The following is a 20,283-nucleotide window of genomic DNA, read 5'->3' as shown; positions in this document are numbered from 1 at the left end:
GCCGGGTCACCGGGCGACGGCCTGGCAGTAGGCCTCGTCGGTCGCGAGGAGGTTGCGATGCGTGTCCTCGGCGGTGATGACGCCGTCGTCCAGGACGAGGACTCGGTCGGCGGCGTCCAGCAGCGCCGGGCTGCTGGTGATCACGAGGGTGGTGCGCCCCCGGCGCAGCTTCGCGATGTTGCGTGCGACGAGTTGCTCGGTGACCGCGTCGACGGCGGTCGTCGGATCGCGCAGGACGAGGACGTCGGCGTCGGCGGCGAGGGCGCGGGCCAGGGAGAGCCGCTGCCGCTGCCCACCGGAGAGGTTCGCTCCCCGGTCGCGCACGGCGTAGTCGAGTCCTTCGCGGTGCAGGGCGACGACGTCCGTCAGCATGGAGGCCTCGACGGCCTCGGGGACGGTCCGGCTGGTGCCCGAGGGGTCGATGTTCATGCGGAGGGTGCCCGCGAAGATCTCCCCGTCGTACGGGTTGACCAGCATGTGAGCGCGGACCGCCTCGATCGACAGGTCCGCGACGTCCTGGCCGCCGACCCGCACCACCCCCTCGTAGGCGTCCGGCGGGACGTTCAGGGCCAGGACCGACGCGAGGTCGGCCGCCGCGCGCGGCTGGTAGGCGGCGATCGCCACGAACTCCCCGGCGGACACCCGGAACCGCACCTTGCGCAGGGCACCGTGCCGGAGGGAGTCGACCTCGAGGGCGCCTCCCGCGGCCGGCCGCTCCGGCCCCGGGACCGTCACCGGCGGCGCGGTCAGGACCAGCGCCATCCGCTCGGCCGACGCACGGGCGATCATCACGTACTTGGGCATCTCGGAGAAGAGCTTGAGCGGTTCCATGATGAACTGTGCGAGGCCCACGGCCATGACGAGTTCGCCGATGTTGATCTGACCGTCGAACGCCAGCCAGCCCGCCGTGAGGGTCACGGCGGCGGCGAGGACCGCGTTGAGGGCGAGCGCGGTGCCCGCGTACACCCCGTTCACCCTGGCGACGGTCACCGCCTGGTGCTTCGCCTCCGTGCTGACCTCCCGGTAGGAGCGGAACGCGGCGTGGTTGCCGCCGAAGCCGTGCAGCGGGCGCAGACCGGTGATCAGGTCGGCGACCTTCGCACCGGCCCGTGCCACCCGGGCCTGCTGTTCGCGGGTGCTGGAGCCGATCCGTCTGGACATCACGCTCAGGACCGAGAGGATCGCGACGGTTCCCACGATCACCAGCAGTCCGAGCCGGATGTCGGCCAGGCCCAGCGCGACGGCCGCGATCACCACCGCGACCAGTGAGCTGATCAGCAGCGGCACCACCTCGATGATGTCGGCGGTCTGGTCGGCGTCCTCGGTGGCGATGGTCAGCACCTCGCCCGACTTGAGGTCGACGTCCCGGGCCACCGGCTGGAGTCCGCAGGCCGCGACCCGCACCCGCCAGCGGTGCGCCTCGGTCGTGTTGGCGTCCTGCAGGACGCGCATCCCGAACCGCCACGACAGCGACACGGTCGTGATGATCACGGCCAGCGCGGCGATCGAGACGCCGAGGGCCTCGGGGCTCCGGTCGCGCAGGGCGTGTTCGACGATCAGCCCCAGCGCGATGGGGAAGGCGGTCTCACCGGCCTGGTACAGGCCCATGAGGACGGTGCCCCAGACCATCGCGCCGACGTTGCGGCGCAGGGCGGTGCGGAGGATGTCGGACCCCGGGCGGGGCCGCTGCGTGTCAGGCGTTGTCATCGAGGTGGCGCGCAATCGCTTCCGGGGTTCGCAGGGTGAACAGATCGCGGATCGTGATCACAGGACCGTACTCGCGGCGGAGCAGTCCGGTCAGCCGCACCGCCAGCATGGAGTGCCCTCCGAGGGAGACGAAGTCGCTCACCGCGCTCACCTCGTCGTCGTCCAGGTCCAGTGCCTCGGCGAAGAACTCGCACACCCGGGTCTCGGTCCCGGTCTCCGGGCCCCGCTCCCCCGCCGTGGTCAGCGCGCCCAGCGGCTTGGCCTGCGGCAACGCCCTGGTGTCGGCCTTCCCGTTCACGGTCAGCGGGATGGCGTCGACCTGGGCGTAGTGCGTCGGGCGCAGGAAGTCCGGCAGCGCGGCGCCCACTTCGGCGGCGACCGCCGCCAGATCGGAGCCGTCCAGCACGAGGTAGGCGGCCAGCCGGTGGGCCCCGTCGACCTGCGGGTCGGGCTGCGCGACCGCGGCGACGAACCGCACCGCCGGGTGCGCCGCGAACACGGCCTCTACCTCGCCCGGTTCGACCCGGTGTCCCCGGATCTTGACCTGCTGGTCGGTGCGGCCCAGGTACATCAGGTTGCCGTCGGGCCGCCGGACCACCAGGTCCCCGGTGCGGTACATGCGCTCGCCGGGGGCGCCGAACGGGCACGCCACGAAACGGTGCGCGGTCTGGGCGGTCTGTCCGAGATAGCCCCGGGCGATGCCGATGCCCGACACGTACAGCTCGCCGGGGACCCCGTCCGGCAAGGGCCGCAGCCACGGATCCAGCACGTACACGTCCGTGTTGTCGATCGCGACACCCACGACCGGGTCCTGGCACTCGAAGGTGCCGACGCCGAGGGTGTTGATGGTGTACTCGGTGGGGCCGTACAGGTTGTAGCCGACCGTCCCCTCGGTCTCGGCGAGCCGCTGCCACAGCGTCGGGGTGACGGCCTCGCCGCCCAGCAGCACCAGTGCCGGCTGGCGTGCCGGGTCGTCGAGCAGGCCCTCGGCCACCAGTTGCTGCGCGTAGGTCGGGGTCACGTTGATCACGTCGATTCCGTGGGCGAGGCAGTACTCGACCAGGCGGGGCGCGTCACGGCGCAGTTCCTCGTCGCAGATGTGCACCTCGTGGCCGTCGGCGAGCCACAGCAGTTCCTCCCACGACATGTCGAACGCGAACGACACGGTGTGCGCGATCCGGAAGGTCCGGTGACCGTGTTCCGCCAGCACCGGTTCGAAGATCCGGCGCTGATGGTTGATCAGCATGTTGGTGAGTCCGGCGTACTCGGTCACCACGCCCTTGGGCCTGCCGGTCGATCCGGAGGTGTAGATCGTGTACGCGGGGTGCCGCAGCCGGTTCGGGTCGTCCGGCGCGAACGTCACGAACGGCTCGGCCTCGGGCAGTGGGCGGTCCAGCTCGATCAGGTCGCCGGTCAGGCGGGGCGAGACGGTGCTCACGGTGAGGATCACGTCCGGGCGGGCGTCCGCCACGATCGCGGCGATCCGCTCGTCCGGGTGGTCCAGCTCCAGCGGGACGTAGGCGGCGCCGACGCGCAGTACGGCGAACAGCGCCACGATCGAGTCCGGGGAGCGCGGGACCGCGAGGCCCACGGTCGTCCCGGGTCCGACGCCGCGGCGGGCCAGTACACCCGCCACCGCGCGGCTGCGGTCGCGGAGTCCGGCGAAGGTCATGGTCGAGCCGTGGGCCACGAGCGCGACTCGCCGCGGGTCGCGGTCCGCCGCCCGGTCGAACCGGTCGACGACGGTGTCCGTGCCGATGTCGGTGCGTTCGGCGGGTTCGGGCTGTGGCCCCAGGCCCCGCAGTGCGCCCACCGGTCCGTTCGACCGGGCCAGGTCGTCGAGGACGCTCAGGTAGTCGTCCAGGAGACCACGGGCGTTCTCCGGGTCGTCGTCGCGGTACTCCAGCTTGACGGTGAGCTGTTCGCCGGGCGTGACGACCCAGGTGAACGGATAGTGGGTGGAGTCGTCGGCCCGGACCGAGGTGATGCCGTGCCTGGCGTTCATCTCGGCGAAGGCGTCCACGTCGAGGAAGTTCTGCAGCACGAACAGGTTGTCGAACAGGGTGTCGTGCCCGCCGGCCCGCTGGATCTCGCCGAGGCCGAGGTGCTCGTGCTCCATGGCCGCGACCCTGGCCGCCTGTACGCCCGTCAGGTACGCGCGCACCGTGTCGCCCGGCCGTGCCCGCGTCCACATGGGCACGGTGTTGAGCAGTACGCCGACGATGCCGGACAGTCCCTCGCCCTCGCGGCCGGAGACGGTCACACCGAACACGGCGTCACCGCGGCCCGTACGGGCGCCGAGGAGCAGGCCGAAGGCGCCGGTCAGTATCGAGTTCAGGGTGACCCCGTGCGCCCTGGCCGCTTCCCGCAGCAGGTGCGACTGTGCGGCGGACAGCGTGTGTACGAGTGCGCGCGGCAGGTCGTCGGAGAGGGCCGGCGCCGGTCCGGCGAGCAGGGTGGGGCCGGAGAGGCCGGCCAGATGGTCCGCCCAGAAACGCTCCGCCGCTGCGGAGTCCTTCGCGGCGAGCAGGCGGGCGTGGTCCTCGAAGCTCGGGGTGGCCGCGACAGCGGTCGGCGGTTTCCCCGCCAGGACGTCCTGGTAGGCGTCGAACAGGTCCCTCAGCACGATCTCCCTCGACCAGCCGTCCCACAGCAGCAGGTGGTAGCTGAGCAGCAGACCGTCGCGGTCGTCGGGCCGGCGCACCACGGTCAGCCGGACGAGCGGCGGCTCACCGGGGTCGAAGCCCGTGTCGCGGTCCCGGGCGCGCAGGGCCTCGACTTCGGCGTCCGTGGCCAGTTCGACCGTGCGGACACCGACTCGCCGGCCGGCGGTGAGGACCTGGACGGGGTTTCCGCCGGCGTCGGTCGTGAAGCCCGCGCCCACGACCGGGTGCCGTGCGATCACGTACGCCATCGCCTCGGCCAGCGCTTCGGTGTCCAGGCGCCGTTCGAAGGTGAAGTAGCTCTGCGCGACGTAGTGTCCGGCCGAGCCCGCCATCTGGGCCTGGAAGTACAGCCCCCGCTGGAGCGGGGTGACCGGTGCCGTGCGCTCGGCCGTCGCGGAGGCGTCCGCGATGTGTTCCAGCGCGCCGAGCCAGTACTCGGTGATCTCGTCGGGGATGCCCTCGGCAAGGGTGAAGGCGGCGTGCAGGCTGCCGGTGGTCTCGTCGGTCCACGCGTTGACCTCGACGGCGTACGGGCTTCCCTGGTCGCCTCCGGTGAGGTGCGGCGCCCGGGACTCGCCGCCCCGGCCCAGGTAGTTGAACAGCACCTGCGGGCGGGCGGTCAGCAGCGGTGCCGTCTGCGGGTTGAGGTACCTGAGCCCGCCGTAGGCGACGTGCGCACGCTCGTCCGGCTGGCGTTCGGCGATCTCGCGCGCCGCCGCGAGGGGATCGGTGTGCGGGGTGAGCCGTACGGGCGCGATGGAGGTGAACCAGCCGACCGTGCGGGTGTAGTCGTGGTGTCCGAGGGCCGGGACCCGGCCGTGCCGCTCCAGTTCGATCGCGAGATCGGTGGGGGACGGCTGGATGCGGGTCAGCGCGGTGCGCAGCGCGCCGCACAGCAACTCGGTGAGACCGACGCCGAGTGCGGTGGGCGCGGTGCGCGTCACCCGGTGGGCCGCTTCGGGCGGGAGTACGGCCGTGGTCTCGCGCAGCCCGTCGACGGAGGGCAGCAGCGCGGGTGCCTGGAGCGTGGTGATCCAGTGGTCCAGGTCGCCGGTCGCGCGGGTGGCGTGGGACGTCAGTGCTTCTGCGTACTCGGCGTAGGACGTGGTCGGCGGTGCCAGGGGCGCCCCGCGCATCGCGGTGGCCAGGTCGTCGAGAATGATCAGCCAGGACACCGAGTCGACGGCGAGGTGGTGTGCGGTGATCACGAGGGTCCGGCTCGTCTCCAGCCACGAGAACGCGACGACGTCCCCGGACTCGGGGTCGAGCCGTCCGGCGGCCTCGTTCGCCGCCGTCGTCACATCGGTCGTGTCCGGTCGTGCGACGGTGGCCTCGCGGGCGGGTTCGGTGCGCAGTGCCCACACCCCGTGCTCGACGCGCAGCCGCAGACGGAGGGCCGGGTGTGCGGCCACGACGGCCCGCGCGGCGCGCTCGGCGTCGGCGAAGCCGGTGCCCTCGGGGGCCCGCAGGGTCCTCGCCTGGGCGAACCGGGTCAGGGAGCCGCCCAGTTCGCGCTGGCGCAGGATCACGGGCGTCGGCGGCAGCGGGCCCGTCCCGCGGTGTCCGGACGCGGACTCCGTGGCCCGCGGTGCGCCCGGACCCGCCGCCCCCCGGGTCGCCAGCTGTGCGGCGAGCGCACGCGGTGTCCTGTGCAGGAACACGTCCCGTGGCGCGATCGCGAGGCCGAGCGCCCTGGCCCGGTTGATCACGGTGATGGCCACGATGCTGTCACCACCGGCCCTGAAGAAGTCGGTGTCACCGTCCACTTCACAGCCGGGCAGGGAGTCGGCGAAGATGCCGACGAGCGCGGCGAGTACCTGGCCCGCCGCCGCCACCGGAGCATCGTCGTGTGCCGCCCGTTCGGCCAAGGCCCGGCGGTCCAGCTTGCCGTTGACCGTCAGCGGCAGCGCGTCGGCCGGCCGCACCCGGCCCGGCACCATGTGCGCCGGCAGTTTCGTGGACAGCTGCTCGGCGAGGTCGCCGGGTATCCGGCCCACGACGTGCGCGACCAGGTGGTCGCCGGTGTCGGCCACGGTGACGGCGACGTCCACGACACCGTCGAGTCCCCTGATCGCGGACTCCACCTCGCCCGGTTCGATACGGAACCCCTGGAGCTGCACCTGGTCGTCGGCGCGCCCGGCGAACCACAGCTCGCCGTCGAGCGTGCGGCGGGCGAGGTCGCCCGTGTGGTACATGCGGGAGCCGTCGCCCGCGAACGGGTCGGCCACGAAGCGGCCCGCGGTGAGCCCCGGCCGCCCCAGGTAGCCGAGTGACACCTGGTAGCCGGCGACGTAGATGGCACCCACCCGGCCCGGCGGCACCGGCCGGAGCCGGTCGTCGAGCAGGTAGGTGACCAGGCCGGCGAGCGGGCCCCCGATCGGACCGACCTCGTCGCCCGGGTCGAAGTCCGCGTCGGTCAGCACCCGGTGGGTGACGTGGACGGTGGTCTCGGTGATGCCGTACATGTTGACCAGCTCGGGCGAACCGGTGCCGTGCCGCTCGACCCAGCCGCGCAGCCGCCCCAGGTCCAGCGCCTCGCCGCCGAAGATGATCCGGCGCAGCGCGGGGAGCGGCCGGCCGGCATGCCGGTCGGCCTCGATGAACCGGTAGAAGGCCGATGGGGTCTGGTTGAGGACGGTCACCCCGCGTTCGCGGACCAGCCGGTGGAAGTCGACCGGCGAGCGGGTCAGCCCGTACTCCGGGACCAGCAGCTCACCACCGTGCGCGAGCGCGCCCCACAGCTCCCAGACCGCGAAGTCGAAGGAGAAGGAGTGGAACTGGACCCACACGTCGTCCGGGCCGAAGTTCATGTCCGGCCGGGTGTTCGCGAGCAGCGTCACCACGCTGGAGTGCGGCACGACGACGCCCTTGGGCCTGCCGGTCGATCCGGACGTGTAGATCACGTACGCGGGGTCGTGCCGGCCGGGGCCGGTTCCCGGGGCAGCGGTGGCCGGCGCCGGCTCCTCCCCCTGCACCAGCACACGAGCCGTCGGCACACCCGCCCGGGACAGCAGCCCCGCGAGGCGGTCGCGCCGGTCCGGGGCCACGAGGACGACCTGCGGGGCGGCGTCGGCGAGGATGTACTCCAGCCGCTCGTCCGGGTAGGCCAGGTCCAGCGGGACGTACGCGCCCCCCGCGCTGACGATCGCGACCAACGCGACGACCTGTTCGACGGAGCGGGGTACGGCGACGGCGACCCGCTGCCCCGGTCCGACGCCGGCCGCGCGCAGGGCGGAGGCCAGCCTGTCCTTGGCGTCCGCCAGTTCGCCGTAGGTCAGGGACCGGGTGCCGCCGTCGAGGCCGCACTGGGTGACGGCCGTGGCGGACGGGTCTCGGCGCGCGGCGGCGTCGAACAGTTCGTCCAGGGTCGTCGGGGTGACCGGCGCGGGTCGCCGGGTCCCCTCGGACGCCAGGTCGTCGACCACGGCGTCCGGGCGGGTGAGCAGGCCGGTGAGGGTGCGGGTGAACGTGTCCAGGATCGTCCGGGCTCCCGCCTCCCGCAGCAGCTCGCCGTCGTGGATCAGGTTGAAGCGCGGGCGGCCGTCGGAGGTGCGCTCCACCACGAGCGTCAGCGGGTAGTGCGGGGCGCCCTCGTTGACGATGCCGGTGACGACCAGTGTGTCGTCGGGCCGCCGCAGACCGGCCACGTCGGTCGCCACGTCGAACACCACCAGGGTGTCGAACAGGGGGCCGGCACCGGCCTGACGGGCGATCCGTGCCAGCGAGACGTGCTGGTGCGCCAGCACGGCGCTGTGGTGCGCCCTGACCGAGGCGAGCAGGTCGCGTGCGGTGGTGGCGGCGGTCCACCGGGCGCGCACGGGGACCGTGTTGATGAACAGGCCCACCATGTCCTCGATGCCGGGCACGTCCGCGTCGCGTCCGGACACCGTGGAACCGAACACCACGTCCCTGCCGTGCAGGATGCCGCCCAGTGTCACCGCCCAGGCGCTGTGCACGGCCACGCTCAGCGGCACGCCGGCCGACCGGGCGGCCGCGTCGACGTCCTGCTCCGGCACCGCCGCGGTGTCGGCGAACCGGTCGGACGGGGTGTGTCCCTCGGCGACCAGCGAGGGGCCGGGCAGATCGGCGAGCCGGTCGCGCCACACCCGGTCGCTCACCTCGTCGTCGCGTCCGGCGAGGAGGCGTACGTAGTCGGGGAAGCCGCCGAGCGGGTGGACGGTCCCCGGCGCGTGGTACTCGGCCAGCAGCGTGCGCAGCATGGGCGGCACCGACCAGCCGTCGGCGATGATGTGGTGCACGGTCTGCACCAGGACGGTGCGGCCCGGGCCCCCGCGGATGAGCGTGTACCGCATCAGCGGGCCGGTGGCCAGGTCGAACCCGGCGCGGCGGTCCTCCTCGGCGTGGGCCCGGATCTCGTCGTCGGTGATGCCGGGGCGGTGCAGCTCGGTGAAGGGCACCTCCACGCCGCTCTCCAGCACGGAGACCACTCGGCCGTCGGCGAGGGCCACGAAGCGCGCGGCCAGGTTCGGGTGGAGCGTGAGCAGGCGGGTGGCCGCCGCCGCGAGCCGGCCGGTGTCGACCTCACCGTCCAGGGTCAGCAGCTGCTGCTCGACGTAGCTCCCCGTCCGGTCGTCGTCGTAGACCGAGTGGAAGTACAGGCCCTCCTGCAGCGGTGTCAACGGCAGGATGTCCCGCAGCGCCGGGCCGTCGAGGGCGTCGACATCCGCCTGTGTGAGCGGCACCGGGGCGAAGTCGCTGGGCGAGTGGCCGCCCGCGTCGAGCGCGGCCAGCCCCGCCAGGGCCGTTCGGTAGTAGGACCCGATCGTCGCGATGTCGTCGTCGGTGAACATGCCGTCGGGCCAGGAGATGGCGGTGCTCAGCTCGTAGGCGCCGGTCGGGCCGGGCTCGGCGATCGCGTTGAACTCCAGGGCGCGCGGCAGGCGCATCCTCGCGTCCCGCCTCTCTCCCAGCCGGCCGGTGGTACGGGCGAGCTGCCAGTCGCCAGGAGCGCCCGCGTCGAAGCGGCCCAGGTAGTTGAACAGCACCTGGGGTGCGGGCGCCGCGAGGTCGGTGCGGGCCAGGTAGCGCAGGGCGCCGTAGGAGACGCCGTTGTCCGGGACCCGGGACAGGTCCTCCTTGACCGCCTTGAGGGCGGCGGCCAGGTACCGGGGCGCGGTGGGGTCGGCGGCCGGGCCGGGGTCCACGGTCACCGGAAAGAGGGTGGTGAACCAGCCCACGGTCCGCGACAGTTCCGGCTCGAAGCCGGCGGACGGTGCCACGAACCGTCCCTCGCGGCCGTGGCCCTCGAGCTCGATGTGGGCGAACGTCTGGTCCTGGCCGAGGTCCCGGCGCCACCGGGCGAGGGTGACGGCGAGCGCGGTCAGCAGTACGTCGTTGACACCGGCGTGGAACTTGGCCGGTGTCTCGCCCAGCAGCGCGGCCGTGGCCTCAGCGCCGATCGAGACGGTCCGTACCCGCTCCCGTGCGACGGTGTCGGCCTCGGACAGCGCACGCCTGCCCACCGGCTCGTCCGCTCCCGGCAGGGGACGTCGGAAGTACGCGCTGTCCGCGTCGAACGCCGCGCGCTCCAGCAACTGCGTCCAGCGTCGGAACGACGTGCCGGGCGGGGGAAGTTCGATCGGGGTGCCCGAGGCGAGCTGCCGCCATGCCGTGGCCAGATCCTCCATCAGCACCCGCCAGGACACGCCGTCGATCACCACGTGATGGACGACGAGGACCAACTGCCGTGCCTCGCGGCGCCAGACGGCACGCAGCATCGCGCCGCCCGCCGGGTCCAGCCGCTCGGTGGCGAGCGCGACGCACTCGTCGAGCGGCCGGTCGCTCTCCTGCCAGCGCGAGGCCGAGGGGCCCGTCCCGCCGGCCTCGCCGGTCCCGTCCGCCCCGTCCGCTTCCGGGATGTCGAAGCTCCAGCGGTCGCCGCGCACCAGCCTGGCGCGCAGCATGGCGTGCCGGCCGACCAAGGCGGCGAGGATCGCGTCGAGAGCGCCGGCGGTCAGGTCCGCCGGGGTGTTCAGTACCACCGACTGCACGAAGCCGTCGATCGCGTCCGTGGTCTCACCGAGCCACTGCACGATGGGCGATCCCACGACGGAGCCGGTCTCGACGTCGCGGTGGTCCACGACGGCGGTGTCCGCCCGGCTCGCCACGGCCGCCAGCGCCCCCAGGGTGCTGTGGGTGAGGATCTGCCGTGCCGTGACGTGGAGACCCGCGTTCCGCAGTGCGCCCAGGAGCGAGATCGCCAGAATGCTGTCTCCGCCGAGCTGGAAGAAGTCCTGGTCGACGCCGACCTCGTCCAGCCGCAGCAGCGCCGCGACCGCCGCGCACACGGCGCGCTCGTTCCCGGTGGCGGGCTGGACGAGCGAGGCCGTCGCGGTCACCGGCTCGGGCAGCGCCTTCCGGTCGAGCTTGCCGTTCGCCGTGAGGGGGAACGCGTCCATCACGACGATGTGGGCGGGCACCATGTACTCGACCATGTGCGCGCCGGCCCAGGCCTTCACGTCGGCCGCCCGCAGACCGTCGTTCCCGGTGGACGGGATCACGTATCCCACCAGGTAGGTGCCGCCGGCCGCGTTCCTCTTCGCGACGACGCAGGTGTGCCGCACCGCCGGGTGCTCGGCGAGGCCGGCCTCGACGTCCTCGATCTCCAGCCGCATGCCGCGGATCTTGATCTGGTTGTCGGCCCGGCCGAGGAAGTCCAGCGAGCCGTCGGGGGTGTAGCGCGCGAGGTCACCGGTCCGGTAGAGCCGTGAGCCGTCGTTCGCGAAGGGGTTCGCCACGAACCGGGACGCCGTGAGGGCGGGGGCGTTGACGTACCCGCGCCCGAGGAGGAGGCCTCCGGCGTACAGTTCACCGCCGACGCCGACCGGGACCGGGCGCAGCTCGTCGTCCAGTACGTACAACTGGGTGTTGGGGTTGGCCTTGCCGATCGACGTCGACAGGCGTTCCGCCACGCCCCGGTAGACGACGTGCGAGACGCCGATCGTCGCCTCGGCGGGGCCGTACCCGTGGTACATGGGGATGTCGAGCCGGGTACGGAACCGCTCGTACAGCTCCGGGGTCAGCACCTCGCCGCCGCACCACACGTGCCGCAGGCTGTCGAGGCGCCCGGAGTCGCCGGCCATCTCCAGCAGCACGTCCAGCATGGACGACACCAGGTAGGTGAAGGTGACGCGCTGCTCGGCGATCACGCTCAGCAGGTGGTGCGGGTCGCGTTCGCCGCCGGGCCCGAGGACCACGAGCCTCGCACCGGACACCAGTGGCAGGAAGATCTCGTTGATGGAGATGTCGAAGGACAGCGGCGCCTTGAAGAGTGACGCGTCGCCGTGGCCGAAGCCCAGGATCTCGTGGACCTGCCACAGCAGGCGCTCGCTGATCGCCTCGTGCCGGATCATCGCGCCCTTGGGCCGCCCGGTCGAACCGGACGTGAAGATCACGTAGGCCAGGGCGTCGCCGAGGACGGTGACCTCGGGGTCCTCGGCGGGGTGGGACCCGAACCGCCAGTCGCCGAGGTCCACCGCCACGGCTTCCGGTTCGCCCTCGGCGTGCTCGCCCGAGGTGTTGAGCTGCGCCACGACCCGGGCGTCCTCGATGACGACGGCCCGGCGCGCGGCGGGCCAGTGCGGATCGAGCGGCACGAACGCGCAGCCCGCCCGGAGCACGCCGAGCAGTCCGATCACCATGTCGGCGGAGCGTTCCAGGCAGATGCCGACGACCTGTTCGGCGGTGAGCCCGCGTCCGACGAGGTGGTGGGCCAACTGGGCGGACCTCTCGTCCACTTCGCGGTAGGTCAGCGTCCGCCGGTCGTCCACGACGGCTACGGCGTCCGGCCTGGTCCTCGCCTGCTCGCGGAACATCTCCACCAGGGTCGGACGGGCCCGGTCGGCCCCTGTGTCGTTCCATTCGGCCAGTTGCGCGCGCCGCGCCGCCGCACTGGACGGCCCGATGGTGCCGAGGGGCCGGTCCGGGAAGTCGGCCAGGTCGTCCAGCGCGAGCTGGGCGTCGTCCGGTAGGACGCCTTCCGGGAGACGGATGCTCCGGCAGTCCGGTCCGACACCCCAGTCGCGGGGCGCCGAGCCGCCGTTGTCGACCCATCCGAGGACGTCGGCGAACAGGGTGTTCGGGGTGAGGTCGATGCCGTCGGGGCTCCGGCCCGTCGCCCAGTACGACAGTCCGACGGCGCATGCCCCGGCGATGGTCCGGTCGGAGAAGTCGCCGGTGCGGCGGCGTATGCCGGTCAGGTGCGCGGGGGAAAGCAGAACGAGACGAGCGGTCGGTTCCGTCATCGAAGACTCAACGCCCCTTCCAAGGAATGAAGGCAGAGTAACTTAGCCAAGCCTTACCTAACTACCCTCTCGCCAGGCTCGCCACAGCCGCGCGTACCGGCCGCCCAGAGCGACCAACTCCTCGTGCGTTCCCTCCTCCACGACGCGTCCCGCGTCCAGCACGGCGATCCGGTCGGCGGCCATCGCCTGGGTCAGCCGGTGCGCCACGAACAGCGTGGTCCGGCCCGAGCAGGCGGCCAGCACGGCCCGCTCCAGCTCGGCGGCGCCCTCGCTGCCCGCCTCCGCGGTCGACTCGTCCAGGACCACCACGGGCGACCTGCTCAGCACCAGCCGGGCGAGGGCGATCTGGGCGACCTTGGTGACGTCGAGCCGCTCGCCGCCTTCACCGACCAGGGTGTCCATCCCCTCGGGCAGCGCTTCGACCCACGCGGCGGCGCCCACCGTGCGCAGGGCGTCCGCGAGTTCGCCGTCGGTCGCCTCCGGCGCGGCCAGCCGCAGGTCGTCGGCGAGCGGACCGGAGAACACGTGCGTCTCCTGGGTCAGGATGCTCACCAGGGCCCGCGCCCCGGCCTCGTCCACACCGGCGAGATCGGTCGGCCCGACGCGCACCGACCCTGCCTGCGGGGTCCCGATGCCCGCGATCAGCGCGGCCAGGGTCGACTTGCCCGCGCCCGTCGCGCCCACCAGGGCGAGCGAACCGCCCGCCGGGATCGTCAGGTCGACGTCCCTCAGGACCGGCTCCTCGGCGCCGGGGTAGGCGAACGTCAGCCCTTCCACCGTCACCGGGTACGCGGTGGCGGCGCCCGCCGCCTCGACCGACGCGTCACCCACCAGCCGGACCTCCGTGTCCTCCCCCACCACCCCGACCAGCCGGGTCAGACTCGCACCCGACTTCTGCGCCTCGTCGAAGGTGAACATGATGGCGCCCAGCGGGGTGAACAGCCGGTGGAACAGCAGCGGGGCGGCCGACACCTCGCCCAGACTGGCCGCGTCGGCCTCCAGCAGGGCGTAACCCACCACGATGATCAGGGTCAGCCCGATGAACTCGGCGCGGTTCTCCCTGCCGACGAACCGGCCGAAGAACCGGAACACCTCGATACCGAGATCGCGCACCCGCCAGGACTCGGTGGTGACCTTGTCGCGGAAGGCGTCCTCCAGACGGTACGCCCGGACCGTGTCGATTCCGTCCAGACCGCTTATCAGGGCCTGCGCGCGGTCGGCCTGGGCCGCCCGCTGCTTCCGGTAGAGCGGGGCGGACCGGGGAAGGTACCAGCGCAGCGCCAGCGCGTACGCGGGAAGCGCGCCGGCGCCCGCCAGGCCGAGCCGCCAGTCCAGTCCGAACATGCCCGCCGTGGCGATGGCGACCAGCACGCCCGCCGAGAACACCGTGGGGACGGCCGTCCGGATGCCCTTGGAGATCACGGCCACGTCGTCACCGACCCGGGACAGCACGTCCCCCCGGCCGACCTCCTCGATCCGGGTGCTGGGCATCCCCAGCACCGCCCGGACGGCACCTTCCCGCAGCCGCGCGAGCAGATCGGCGCCCAGCCTCCCGATCAGGTAGGTCGACGCCGCGGTGGCCGCCGCGCCGAGCAGCGCGGCGGCCACCATCAGGGCCCCGATCGTCACCAGGACCGACTGCGATCCGCCCTGGACCACTTCGTCGACCACCCGGCCGAGCAGGAGCACCGGGAGCACCTGGAGCGCCGCCCCGGCCACCGTGGTGAGTACGGTGGCGGCCGTCAGCCACGGCACCTCGCGGCAGTGCGCCGCGACCCATCGGGTGGCCTCGCGCCCGGTCGCCGTACGCAGCGTCGCCGGGGCGAGGCGTGTGTCGGTGCTGCTCACACCTACCCGACCGACTTGACGAGCTCGTCGATCGCGTACGGCATGGAGAGCATGGTGCCCTGGGAAATGGCCGCTCCGACCGCCGGGCCCTCACTGTCCAGCAGGTACGACACCTTGCCGTTCTTGACGGCGTCCAGGTTGGTGAACAGCTTGAACTTCTTGAGCGCGTCCTGGTCCGCCTTGTCGTTGATGACGAAGATGCGGTCGACGTCGACCAGGTCGACCCGCTCCGGGGAGAGCTTCGTGTAGAAGTTGCCGTCGGCGACCTCGTCGATCGCGGTCTGGTACGCGAAGCCGATTCCCGTCACCAGCCGGCCGCGCACGTCGGTGGAGGTGAACGGCGCCACCGAGTCCTCGTACCAGGACAGGACGACGGCCGTCTGACTCGCGAGCTCGGGATGCGCCGTCTTGGCCGCGTCGAGCTTGCCCTCGATGTCCGCCACCATCTTCTCGCCCTCCTCGGCCTTGCCGAGCGCCTTGGCGATGTGGAGCGCGTTGTCCTGCCACGGCGCGCTGAACGGCTCCTTCTCGGCCTTGGTGCGGCCCACCGTCGGAGCGATCCTGGAGAGCTTGTCGTAGGCGGCCTGGTCGATCTCCGAGTAGACCGCGATGATCAGGTCCGGCCGCAGGGCGGCGATCTTCTCGTAGTTGGGGCCGGAGTCGCCGTTCTTCATGACGACCTCGGGCTTGGTGTCCCCCCACTTGTCCTTGACCCAGGGCCACTGGGTGTTGATGTCGGGACTCCGGCCCGCCGGGTTCGGGTACTGGTCGACCATGCCGACCGGCTTGATGCCGAACGCCAGGATGGTCTGGTCGTCCGTGTAGCCGACGGAGACGACCCGCTCGGGAGCCTCGGTGACCTTCGTGGTCCCGAACGCGTGCTCCACGGTGACCGGGAAGGCACCGGCTGCGGCGGCCGGGGTGTCGTCGCCCGTCTTGTCCGCCGAGTCGTTCGAGTCGGAACCGCACCCCGCAAGGAGGCCTGCGCCGAGTGCGGCGGCGGACAGCGCCGCCGCCAACCGCCGCCAGGGCTTCATACGCGTCGTTCTGAGGAGCATCCGGAGATCCCTTGCTGTCGCGCTGTCCACTGCGCCCCCGTCTAAGGGCAGCAAACCTTATCGCGCCCGAGTGAGGTTAGCCTACCCTCACTACTGCAACTCGGTTGGTACTCGCCCGAGTTCGGCGTGGGCGCGCCCGATCGGCACGATGAGCGGCCGGTCCCCGACCGGGTCGTCGATCACCTTGGCCCGCAGTCCGAAGGCGTCGTGCAGCAGCTCGGCGCTGATCACGTCACGCGGGTGGCCCTGCGCCAGGACCGCTCCCTCCCGCATCACGACGAGGTTGTCGCTGTACCGCGTGGCCAGGTTGAGGTCGTGCAGCACCATGACCACGGTGCAGCCCGACTCGTGCAGGTCGTCCACCAGGTCGAGCACGTCGATCGCGTGCGCCAGGTCGAGGTAGGTGGTCGGCTCGTCCAGCAGCAGCAGGTCGGTGCCCTGGGCCAGGGTCATCGAGATCCAGACGCGCTGACGCTGACCGCCGGAGAGCGAGTCGACCGGGCGGTCGGCCAGGTCGGACACCCCGGTCATGGCCAGTGCACGCTCCACGACGGCGGCGTCGTCCGACGACCACTGCCGCAGCCAGCTCTGGTGCGGGTGACGGCCCCTGGCGACCAGGTCGGACACCGTCAGGCCGTCGGGCGCGACCGGCGCCTGGGGCAGCAGGCCGAGCTTCTTCGCCACGTCCCTGGTACGGAGCCCGGCGATGTCCTCGCCGTCGAGCACGACTGTCCCCCTGGCCGGCTTGAGCAGCCGGGACAGCGTCCGCAGCAGGGTCGACTTCCCGCAGCCGTTGGGGCCGATGATCGTGGTGATCACCCCGGGCGGGATCGCCACGTCCAGATCGTCGATGACGGTCCGGGTGCCGTACCCGACCGTGACCCCCCGGGCTGCCAGCCGTGAGGCACCATCGACTCCGGACTCGGTCGCGGTGATGGACTGAACGACCACAAGGCCCCCTTGTTTAGGCTCGCCTTACTTTGTACCAGCTATCTGCGGTTCGCCCGCACCAGCAGATGGACGAGGAAGGGGCCGCCGATCGCGGCGGTGACCACACCGACCGGGAGGGAGACCGGCAGGGCCGTGCGCGCGATCAGGTCCGAGCCGATCAACAGCAGTGCTCCCACCATGCCGGAAGCCACCAACGGCGGCGTCGGGCACCTCGCCAGACGCATCGCCACCTGCGGAGCCACCAGCGCGACGAACGGGACCGGACCCGCGGCGCTCACCGCCACGCCGGCCAGCAGCACCGCGCACAGCAGCAGGACCGCCCGCACCATCGAGAACCGGACGCCGAGGCCCGCGGCGACCTCGTCGCCGAAGTGCATCGGCTTGAACTGGAACGCGACGCATGACACCACGACCAGAAGGCCGAGCGTGCCCCACAGCGCCACCCACACCTCGTTCCACCCCCGGTTGTCCAGCGAGCCGACCAGCCACGCCTGGGCCCGGGCCACGTCCCTGATGTCGGCCTCGACCAGCAGCCAGGTCGTGATGGCCTGCATCACGGCGCTCACCGAGATGCCGATGAGGATGAGCCGGAAGCCGTCGATCCCGCGCCGCCATGCCAGGAAGTACACCAGCAGGCCGGTGCCGAGACCGCCCGCGAGCGCGGCCGCGGACAGGCCCACGGTGTCGACGATCGCGGCGGCGGTGCCGCCCGACACGGTCACCAGGAACACCGCGACCGCACTGGCACCGCTGGTGATGCCCAGGATGTCCGGGCTGGCCAGCGGATTGCGCGCGATGGACTGCGTGAGTGCCCCGGACACACCCAGCGCGATCCCCACGACGAGGCCGGCGAGGGCGCGGGGCATCCGCAGGTCCATGATCACGAACTCGTCGACCTGCTCACCCCGGCCGAAGATGGTGGCGACCACCCGGGGCAGGGCGATGGGGAAGTCCCCGACACCGATGGACAGGCAGAACACCAGGAAGACCGCCGCCGTCAGCAGCAGCGTGACGCACGCGATCCAGGGCCGCCACACGAAGGACACGTGTCCGAGCCGCACACCGGGCGTCAGGGCCGGCCTCACTTCCGCCCCGTCGGCCTTCATGTCAGCCCCGTTCGCCTTCACATCCGCCCCGCTCATGCGTTCTTGAACTTTCCGCGCCATACGAGAGCCGCGAAGAACGGGGCCCCCAGGAGAGCGACGAGGACACCCGCGTCCAGCTCCCCCGGCCGCACCACCAGACGGCCCACGATGTCGCAGACCAGCAGGACGACGGCGCCGAGCAGCCCCGCGTACGGCACCAGCCAGCGGTAGTCCGGCCCGGTCAGATACCGGGCCACGTGGGCCACCATGAGGCCGATGAACGCGATGGGGCCGCACGCCGCCGTCGCCGCGCCCGCCAGCAGGGTGATGGCGACGATGCCGACGGTCCGGGTCAGCGCGATGTTCACCCCCAGGCCCCGCGCCACGTCGTCACCCAGGTTGAGCAGGTTGACGGCGGGCAGCGTGGTCAGCGCCAGCACCAGCCCGACCGCGATGAACGCGGTGACCGGCCAGATGACGTCGAACCCGACACCGGCGACCGAGCCCGCGTTCCAGAACCGCAGCGCATTGAGCGAGGCCTTGTCCGTCAGCGCGACCGCCGTGGTCATCGCCGCGAGGAACACGGTGACGCCCTGCCCGGCCAGGGCGAGCGTCAACGGGTTGCCGGCGCCCCGGCCGATGCTCGACAGCCCGAACACGACCACACCCGCGACCGCCGCGCCGAGGAAGGCGAACCAGACGTACTGGAACGGGTCGGTGAGCCCGAACAGCGCGATCCCCGACACCACGGCGAACGAGGCGCCGGAGTTCACGCCCAGCAGGCCCGTGTCGGCGATCGGATTGCGCGTGTACCCCTGGATCAGTGCTCCGCCGATCCCCAGGGCGACTCCCGCCACGGTCGCGAGCACCGTGCGGGGCAGCCGCACGGTCCGCACGATGAGCCTGATCTCGGTGAGTCGCTGGTCGGGGTCGGGCGCCGCGAACAGCCCGTGCCACACCTCGGCAGGACTCAACGCGCGCGCACCGACGGTCAGCGACACCGCCCCCGCGGCCACGAGCACCACCACAAGCACACCCAAACCCGCAACCCGCCGTCGGCGGGCCGTCGTTGCGCCCCCGGGCGTGGGGCGTTCAACCGCAGTCGTGGCCATAGCGACGTACACTAACGGGCGGTGGTGCCGGTTCCGTCGGCAACCGTGCGGACCGCGTCGGACGCGGACTTGAGCCCCCGGTCGAGGAGGGATTCCAGGATTTCCCCGACCCTGATGGCGGTGTTGGACAGCAGGGACGACGTGATGCCGTGGGTGTGCTCCGTGCCGCCCTGCAGGTAGATGCCGCAGTGCAGGCCGGGGTCGGTCGCGACGCGGTAGTCGCGCTCCACGCGGACCCGGCCCTCGTCGTCACGCAGGCAGTGCTCCGCGACCTCGCCGAGCAGACCGAGGGGGTCGGCCCGCCCATACCCGGTGGCGAAGACCACGACGTCCGCGTCCAGGAGGGTTTCCTCGCCGGTGACCAGGGACGTCACGGTGACACGGACCTTGTCCGGCGTCTCCTTGACGTCCGTGAGCCGGGACACGTTGAGGAAGCGCAGCCGCTCGGTACCGAGGACCTTCTCCCGGTACGTCTGCCGGTACAGGTCGTCGATCAGGTCGATGTCCACCACGGAGTAGTTGGTGTTGCCGTGGTAGTCCATCAGCCGGCGTTTCACGCCTGCGGGCGCGGCGAAGTAGTCGTCGACGGCGGCGGGGTCGAAGATCCGGTTGGCGAAACCGCTGTCGTCCGCGGGGCTGTAGCCGTAGCGGCTGAAGACGGCGCAGATCTCTGCTCCGGGGAAGCGGCGGTGCAGGTAGGCGACGTTCTCCGCGGCGCTCTGGCCGGCGCCGACGACGACGAACCGAGCGGGTGAGGTGCCCTCCAGCCCGTCGACCTTCGCCAGCAGGTCGGAGGTGTGCCAGACCCGGTCGCCACGCTCCACACCCTCCGGCAGGAAGGGACGCAGCCCGGTGCCGATGACGAGGTTGCGGGCCCGGTGAACCTCGAGTCCCTCTCCCGAGCGGACCGTCACCTCGAGGTGGTGCACGGCTCCGTCCCGCCCGACGGGTGCGACGCCGACGACCTCGTGGCCGTAGGAGACCATGTCGTCGACCTTGGCCGCGGCCCACTCGAAGTAGTCGTGGAACTCCACCCGCAGGGGGAAGAGGTTCTTGTGGTTGATGAAGTCGATCAGCCGTCCCTTGCTCTGCAGGTAGCAGAGGAAACTGAACTCGCTGGCCGGGTTCCGCAGGGTCACCAGGTCTTTCAGGAAGGACACCTGCATGGTCGCGTCGTCGATCAGCATGCCGCGGTGCCAGCCGAAGCGCGGCTGCTGCTCGAAGAAGCGAGCGGTGATCGTCTCCTGCCCGTCTGCGCGTGCGTGGTGCTCGCCGATCGCGATCGCCATGGCGACATTGGACGGTCCGAAGCCGATGCCAATGAGGTCGTGGACCGGTGTTGCGTCATCAGGAAGAACCTGTGACATGTCACTCCCATCGTGCGGGACAGTCGCCTGTCAAACGTGGGGGATTGCCGAACCGGGACATGCCGACGGAGCGGCCGCCGGAAACTTAGGTGAGCCTAAGCTAATATCCCGAGGCTGTCGATAGGGCAAGTTCGCGGTCCCCGCCGTCAACTGGGGTGCCACGCGCGGCCGTTGTGGACTAAGGTAAGCCTTGCTTTACTTGCCCGGGCCGTCCCCTGTCTCGAG

8 protein-coding genes are annotated in these 20,283 nt (G+C 71.9%); all 8 read right to left on the bottom strand.

What is annotated here, in order from left to right; translation table 11 throughout:
• Nucleotides 1–6: 6 nt before the first annotated feature.
• The 8 genes from ACP4J0_RS27565 to ACP4J0_RS27530 all read right to left on the bottom strand — a co-directional run bounded on the left by ACP4J0_RS27565 (nt 7) and on the right by ACP4J0_RS27530 (nt 20,058).
• Nucleotides 7–1,707: an ABC transporter transmembrane domain-containing protein gene (locus ACP4J0_RS27565; protein WP_426601422.1), complete on the bottom strand. Its 1,701-nt coding sequence runs from the start codon at nt 1,705–1,707 to the stop codon at nt 7–9.
• A complete protein-coding gene (locus ACP4J0_RS27560; protein ID WP_426601421.1) occupies nt 1,694–12,637 on the bottom strand; it encodes an amino acid adenylation domain-containing protein in 10,944 nt (3,647 codons plus the stop codon). Before ACP4J0_RS27560 ends, ACP4J0_RS27565 begins: the two co-directional genes overlap by 14 nt.
• Before the next feature lie 57 nt (nt 12,638–12,694).
• Nucleotides 12,695–14,485: an ABC transporter ATP-binding protein gene (locus ACP4J0_RS27555; protein WP_426601420.1), complete on the bottom strand. Its 1,791-nt coding sequence runs from the start codon at nt 14,483–14,485 to the stop codon at nt 12,695–12,697.
• Between the two features lie 2 nt (nt 14,486–14,487).
• Nucleotides 14,488–15,543, bottom strand: coding sequence for an iron-siderophore ABC transporter substrate-binding protein (locus ACP4J0_RS27550; RefSeq protein ID WP_426601419.1), 1,056 nt, complete (start codon nt 15,541–15,543; stop codon nt 14,488–14,490).
• A 90-nt stretch (nt 15,544–15,633) separates the two neighbouring features.
• Nucleotides 15,634–16,494: an ABC transporter ATP-binding protein gene (locus tag ACP4J0_RS27545; RefSeq protein ID WP_426601418.1), complete on the bottom strand. Its 861-nt coding sequence runs from the start codon at nt 16,492–16,494 to the stop codon at nt 15,634–15,636.
• Between the two features lie 38 nt (nt 16,495–16,532).
• Complete coding sequence (locus tag ACP4J0_RS27540) at nt 16,533–17,600, bottom strand: FecCD family ABC transporter permease (protein ID WP_426601463.1); 1,068 nt, start codon at nt 17,598–17,600, stop codon at nt 16,533–16,535.
• Between the two features lie 32 nt (nt 17,601–17,632).
• Entirely contained in the window at nt 17,633–18,691 is a 1,059-nt protein-coding gene (locus ACP4J0_RS27535; protein WP_426601417.1) for a FecCD family ABC transporter permease, read from the bottom strand.
• An 11-nt stretch (nt 18,692–18,702) separates the two neighbouring features.
• Nucleotides 18,703–20,058 carry a lysine N(6)-hydroxylase/L-ornithine N(5)-oxygenase family protein gene (locus ACP4J0_RS27530; RefSeq protein WP_426601416.1) on the bottom strand — a complete coding sequence of 452 codons (1,356 nt, stop codon included), beginning with the start codon at nt 20,056–20,058 and terminating at the stop codon, nt 18,703–18,705.
• Between the last annotated feature and the right edge of the window lie 225 nt (nt 20,059–20,283).

The sequence above is a fragment of the Streptomyces sp. WG7 genome, from assembly GCF_049975785.1.
In the GTDB taxonomy this organism is placed as follows: Bacteria; Actinomycetota; Actinomycetes; order Streptomycetales; family Streptomycetaceae; genus Streptomyces.
This window is presented reverse-complemented; position numbering and strand designations above follow the sequence as displayed.